At 58.7% G+C, this 1,751-nt stretch carries 1 protein-coding gene; it reads left to right on the top strand.

Annotation, left to right across the window (positions count from 1 at the left end):
* Positions 1 to 119 precede the first annotated feature (119 nt).
* On the top strand, positions 120 to 1,529 hold the full coding sequence (locus CK227_RS36020) for an ISNCY family transposase (RefSeq protein ID WP_095776200.1): 1,410 nt from the start codon (positions 120 to 122) through the stop codon (positions 1,527 to 1,529).
* Positions 1,530 to 1,751 lie beyond the last annotated feature (222 nt).

Genomic DNA, 1,751 nt, shown 5'->3' with positions numbered 1-1,751 from the left:
ATGTAGGAGCTAAGTTAAAATGTCCGGGTTTGGCAAAGTAGGAATGTCGCTCCTGCTTGTGCGCTGCCAATCTCTCCGCCTTCGACGGTGCGGGAGATTGCAACTTGGGACTTGTTCTGATGAGCGAACGCGAGCTGAAGCGTATCGAGGTTTTGTCGAAGGTCATTGAACGACGCATCTCCACTGCGTCGGGCGCGAGGATCCTGGGGCTCACGGTCCGCCAGACCCAACGATTGTTGAGGACATTCCAAGACGACGGTGCCGCAGCTCTCCGGCACAAGGCGCGCGGCAGATGTTCGAACAATCGCATCATCGATAACGTTCGTGACTTTGTCCTGGAGCTGATCCGCGAACATTATGTCGACTTTGGTCCGACGCTTGTCGGCGAGAAGCTGCTCGAGCGACACCAGATAGCGGTCAGCAAAGAGACGCTGCGCAAATGGATGACCGAAGCCGGCATTTGGACATCGCGACGTGAGCGCAAGCGCCAGATTCATCAACCGCGTGGTAGGCGAGATTGCTTCGGCGAGTTGGTTCAGATCGACGGATCGCACCATTGGTGGTTTGAGAGCCGGGGGCCAAAGTGCGCCCTGCTCGTCTACATCGATGACGCCACCGGCAAGCTGCTGCACCTGCGCTTTGCCGGCTCCGAGAACACGTTCGACTACCTGATAGCTACGAAGGCGTATTTGCAGGAATGGGGCAAGCCGATCTCGTTCTACAGCGACAAGCATGGTGTCTTTCGCTCGACGCATGGTTCTAAGAAGGATCGCACCAGCGGACTGACGCAGTTCGGCCGAGCGCTCTACGAATTGAACATCGACATCATCTGCGCCAACAGCCCGCAGGCTAAGGGTCGCGTCGAACGCGCCAACCAAACATTGCAAGACCGTCTCGTGAAGGAATTGCGCCTGCGCGGCATCAGCACGATCGAGGCAGCGAATGCCTACGCACGCGAGTTTGCTGCAGACTTTAATGCCCGCTTCGGCAAAGAGCCGCGCAATCCGAAGGACATGCACCGCCTGCTCGCTGACCATGAGAACCTGGACGGCGCCCTGTGCCGCAAGGAGGTTCGCACGCTGTCTCAGGCTTTGACACTGCGCTATGACAAGGTGCTGTTCATTCTCGATCCGAGCGCCTTCGCTAAGCGCCTGGCTGGCAAGAAGGTAGTCGTCTGCGACTACCCCGATGGCCGGCTTGAGATCATGGAAGGCAGCACGTCCCTGCCCTACAGAACCTTCGACAAGTTGCGATCGGTTCACAGGTCGAAGATTGTCGAGAATAAGCGCCTGGATGAAGCTCTTTCAATGGTGGCCGAGATGCAGGCTGGTCGGGAGCTAACGCGCAGCAAGCACGGCCCTCGGCGGACCGGACAGACCAACCATCTGTTCGGGATTCCTGATGGCAGCCAGGCCAATGGCTATGTGAAGCGCGATCGCAAGCCGGGCCGCAGGACGGATTTCATGAACGATCCAGCCGTCATCGCTCGGCGGGAACAGGCATTGGCGGAGCTGTTGGCTGCGGAGTAGACGTCCAGTCCGGCACTCAGAAGCTAAAGCCGAGGAGCTTGGCTGAGCCGCCCCCGATCGGGCTGCGCAACCCCGACCAGCTTACGCCCGATCGCGTGCTCACGTAGGCGCCAGCAAGCGCGTCACTGTCGCGTTTCTAATTGCTGCGACCTACCCTGCGAATTGCCCCTTTGCGACATTTCAACTTTGCTGAGCGCGCGACATTCGAACTTGGTTGCAACA

The sequence above is a fragment of the Mesorhizobium sp. WSM4308 genome, from assembly GCF_002294905.1.
Taxonomy (GTDB): Bacteria; Pseudomonadota; Alphaproteobacteria; order Rhizobiales; family Rhizobiaceae; genus Mesorhizobium.
Note: the sequence above shows the minus strand (reverse complement) of the source record. Positions and strands in the feature narration are given on the sequence as shown.